General features: G+C 76.6%; 4 protein-coding genes. 3 read left to right on the top strand and 1 reads right to left on the bottom strand.

What is annotated here, in order from left to right; genetic code table 11:
• Nucleotides 1-441 precede the first annotated feature (441 nt).
• From BI06_RS33485 to BI06_RS33480, 3 genes are all read left to right on the top strand, one after another.
• Nucleotides 442-1,752 carry an MFS transporter gene (locus tag BI06_RS33485; protein WP_063795073.1) on the top strand — a complete coding sequence of 437 codons (1,311 nt, stop codon included), beginning with the start codon at nt 442-444 and terminating at the stop codon, nt 1,750-1,752.
• A 10-nt stretch (nt 1,753-1,762) separates the two neighbouring features.
• Nucleotides 1,763-2,002 (top strand): hypothetical protein, encoded by a 240-nt coding sequence (locus BI06_RS45590; protein ID WP_043474573.1) that lies wholly within the window; start codon nt 1,763-1,765, stop codon nt 2,000-2,002.
• Between the two features lie 116 nt (nt 2,003-2,118).
• Entirely contained in the window at nt 2,119-3,114 is a 996-nt protein-coding gene (locus tag BI06_RS33480) for an alpha/beta fold hydrolase (protein ID WP_043474570.1), read from the top strand.
• 67 nt (nt 3,115-3,181) lie between these two features.
• Here BI06_RS33480 and BI06_RS33475 read toward each other — a convergent pair.
• On the bottom strand, nt 3,182-4,214 hold a 1,033-nt coding region (locus BI06_RS33475; protein ID WP_043474568.1), incomplete at its 5' end, for a VWA domain-containing protein.

Raw genomic sequence — 4,214 nt, 5'->3', positions numbered from 1 at the left:
GGCGGCACCGGCACCGGCACCGGCACCGGGCGCCGCAGGGGCGGAGGACGGAGAAGGGGAGGACGGCGAGGGGGAAGGCGAAGGGGCCGAGAACGCGGCGGGCGCGCCGGCCGCGAGGACCAGGACGGCGACGGCACCGGCCGCCGCCGGTCTCCCGGCCCGGGCGCGCCTGCTGACGTGGGGTGACCTCTGCTGCACACCGCGAACGTACCCGGACGGCCGCCGCCCCGCCCTGTCCGCTGCTCCGTCCGGGCCTCCCGGACGGCGTGGCGCCCTGGTACGGTACGGCCCATGTCCTTCCTCTGTGCGTAGCAGGCCCGAAGCGACCGCGCCCCGACCGATCGGGAACCGCGCGGCCCTCCGGTGTCCCCGTACGCACCTCCGGTACCGCCCGCCGTGACCTCCCGGCCCGCGGACCGGACCTCCTTGAGGACGTCCACCGTGCCTTCCACCGTTTCCGCGCCTCCGCGCGGCCCGTCCGCACGCCCCGGCTACCGCGCCGTGCTCGGCGCCCCGCACGCCGCCCGCACCTTCGGCGCCGCGCTGCTCGGCCGCCTCTCCTACGGGGTGGTTCCGCTCGCCCTGCTGCTCACCGTCCGCGAGGCCACCGGCTCCTACTCCGCGGCCGGCGCGGCGATGGCCCTGTTCGCGCTCGCCAGCGTCCTCCTCTCCCCGGTCCGGGCCGGGCTGGTCGACCGCCACGGTCCCCGGCGGGTGCTGCCGCCGATGGCCGTGCTGTACGGCGCGCTGCTGCTCGCCGTGGTCGCGGCCACGGCCCGGCCGGGCACCGCTCCGGCGGCGGTCGGCGCGCTCGTCGTCGCGGCGGGCGCCTGCACACCGCCGCTGGGGCCGGTGATGCGGACGTTCTGGCGGCGGCTGCTTCCCGACCCGGTGCTGCTGCGCCGCGCGTTCAGCCTGGACGGCGTCGCGGAGGAACTGCTGTTCGTCACCGGGCCGTTGCTGGTCGGACTGCTGCTCCCGCCGGTCGGCCCGGGTGGGGCGGTGGCCGTGGGCGCGGGGCTGCTGCTCGCCGGGGCCCTGCTGCTGGTCGCCTCACCGGTGGCGGCGGGCGGACCGGACGCACCGGGTGAGACGGACGGGGCGGACGACCCCGACGGTGCGGTGCCCCCGGCCGGGCGCCGTCGCCGGTCACCGCTCGGCGGCGGACGGGCGCTGCGCGCCGCCGTGCTCGCGTCCGCGGTGACCGGGCTGGCGCTGGGCGCGCTGGACCTCATGGTGCTCGCCTTCGCCGAGGACCGCGGGCGACCGGAGGCGGTGGGCTGGATCCTGGCCGCGCTGTCCGCCGGCAGCGCCGTCGGCGGCCTCGGGCTGGGCGCGCTCGACCGGCCGGTGTCCAACGCCGTCCGGCTGCCCCTGTTCACCGCCGGTCTGGGCCTGGCCCTGGCGGGGGCCGGGCTCGCACCCGGCCCGGTCCTGCTCGGCGTGGCGGTCGGCGTCGCCGGGTTCTTCGTCTCGCCCGCCCTCACCACCTCCTACCTGGTCGCGGACGAGGCAGTCGCCCCGGAGGCCAGGACCAGGGCCGGCGCCTGGGTGAACACCGCCTTCAACGCCGGTTCGGCCGTCGGCGGCGCGGGTGTGGGCCTGCTGGTCGGACACCTGCCGCTGCCCCTCTGCTTCGCCCTGGCCGCCGCCCCGGCGCTCGCCGCCGTGCCCGTGCTGCTGCGGATGCGCGACTTTGGTGGGACCCGGTCGCGCCGAAAGTCGGATCCGGTCGGCGGCCAGGCTGCCTAACGTCGGGATCATGAAGAACCTGCTGGGATTCATGAGCTTCGTCCTGATCGTCGGCGGCATCAACGGCCTCCTCGTCGACCACCTGTGGGGCCTGCACATCTTCGGCTTCGTCAGCTATCTCGTCCCCGCCGACCACCGGACCGTCGGCTACTTCGTCCTGATCGCGGTGGGCGCCCTGCTTGCCGCCGCGACGGCGCTGCTCGACCGGCGGGAGGGCGGCGGCCGGACCCGCCGCGACAGCGGGGACTGACCCGGGCGGGGCACGGACAGGGCACCGGCGGACGTACCGGACGCGCGGCGGCGGGGAACGAACGGTCGGCCGCCGCCCGTTCTGCCGGGTGACGCGTCGTCGACGAGGAGGGCCGCATGACCAAGCAGGCGTACGGACGTATCGCGCACCGTCAGGTCGAGGTGAACGGAGTCCGGCTGCACGTCGCCGAACAGGGGGAGGGGCCACTGGTCCTGCTGCTGCACGGCTTCCCGGAGAGCTGGTACTCCTGGCGGCACCAGTTCGCCCCGCTCGCCGAGGCCGGCTACCGCGTGGTCGCCGTCGACCAGCGCGGCTACGCCCGCAGCGAGCAGCCCGAGTCGGTCGACGCGTACACCCTGCTGCACCTGGTCGGTGACGTCACCGCGCTGATCGGCGCCCTCGGCGAGGAGAGCGCCGTCCTGGTCGGCCACGACTGGGGCGCCCCGGTCGCCTGGAGCACGGCGGCGCTGCGCCCGGACCTGGTGCGCGGTGTGGCGGGGCTGAGCGTCCCGCCGCTGCCCACCCTCGGCCTGCCGCCGCTGGCCCAGGCCCGCGAGCGGTTCGGCGAGGGCTTCTACCAGATCTACTTCCAGCGCCCCGGGGTCGCGGACGCCGAGCTGGGCCGGGACCTGCACTCGACGTTCCGCCGGATGCTGGCCGGCGGCGCCGGCGCCCGGGCGGGCGGCGGGGGACCGCAGGCGTGGGTGATCCGCGAGGGTCAGACCCTGCTGGACAGCGTCCCCGAGCCCGAGAAGCTGCCGGACTGGCTCTCCGAGGCGGACATCGAGGCCTTCGTCGCCGACTACGCCGAGCACGGCGAGCGGGCGTTCACCGGCGGTCTCAACTGGTACCGCAACATCGACCGCAACAACGAGCTGCTCGCCGGTCTCGCCGGCCGGCCGGTGGAGGTGCCGGCCCTCTACGTGGCGGGGGACCAGGACATGGTGATGGCCCTGATCCCGGAGGAGGCGATGCGCGGGCTGCTGGAGCGGCTGGCGCCGAAGCTCTACCGGCGCGTCACGCTGCCGGGCGTGGGGCACTGGACCCAGCAGGAGAGCCCGGCGGAAGTCAACGCGGCCCTGCTCGACTTCCTCGGCCAACTGGACGGCTGAGCCGGACGGCTGAGGCGCCGGGCGGCGGTGGGGGCGGGGTCTCGGCGCCGCCCCCGCCCGCCGCGCCTCAGACCGGCAGCAGACGGGCGACGAACTCGCCCAGCCGGCGGGCGTTGCGGCAGCAGTGCATCGGCACCACCCGGGCGTAGTCGGGGGCGGCGGAGTCGCCGGTGCCCCAGAGGGAGGGCTGCTCCGGGTTGAGCCAGTGGACCTGGCGGGCGCGGGCCGCGATCAGCCGCAGGGCGGGCAGGTGCGGGTCCCGGTAGTTGTTGCGGGCGTCGCCGAGGATCAGCACGGCGGTCCGCGGACCCACCGCCTCCAGGTGGCGTTCGGCGAACTCGCCGAGGGCCGAGCCGTAGTCGCTGTTGCCGTGGTGGCCCATCACCTTGGCCTCGGTGAGGATCCGCCGGGCCAGCGTGGCCGGGTCGCCGCCGCCCCGGGTGAGCAGGTCCGTCACCTCGGCGGTGCGGTTGACGAACGCGAACACCCGGACCTTGCTGAACTGGTCGCGCATCGCCTGGACCAGCAGCAGGGTGAAGTCGGAGAAGCCCGCCACCGAGCCGGACACGTCGCAGAGCAGCACGAGTTCGGGCCGGGCGGGGCGGCGCAGCCGGTGGGCGGGGCGCAGCGGGACGCCGCCGGTGGAGAGCGAGCGGCGCAGGGTGCGGCGCAGGTCGATCCGCCCGCGGGCGGCCCGGCGTCGGCGGGCGGCCAGCCGGGTGGCCAGCTTCCGGGCCAACGGGTGGACGGTGCGGCGGAGTTCGGCGAGCTGGTCGCGGCCGGCGGTGAGGAAGTCGATCCGGTCGGTGCTCGGAGCGACGGCCCGTTCGGCGAGGCGTTCGGTGCCGCGGAGTTCGGCCGCCCGTCGGCGGGCCTCGGTGGCGACCATGGCGCGGAAGCCCTGGATGCGGCGGCGGATCTCGTCGGGCAGGACGTGGTCGGCGAGGTCGGGGGCACTGGGGTCCGATCCAGTGCCGGCGGCCCCGGCGCGCAGGGCCGCGAGCACCCGGGCGAGCAGGGTCTCCGGAGCGAGCCGGCCGAGGGTCTGGTAGGCCGACCAGCCGTCGCTGCCGGGCCGGCCGGCGGCGCCGGCTGCTCGG

Source organism: Kitasatospora sp. MBT66, from assembly GCF_000710405.2.
GTDB lineage: Bacteria > Actinomycetota > Actinomycetes > Streptomycetales > Streptomycetaceae > Kitasatospora > Kitasatospora purpeofusca.
This window is presented reverse-complemented; position numbering and strand designations above follow the sequence as displayed.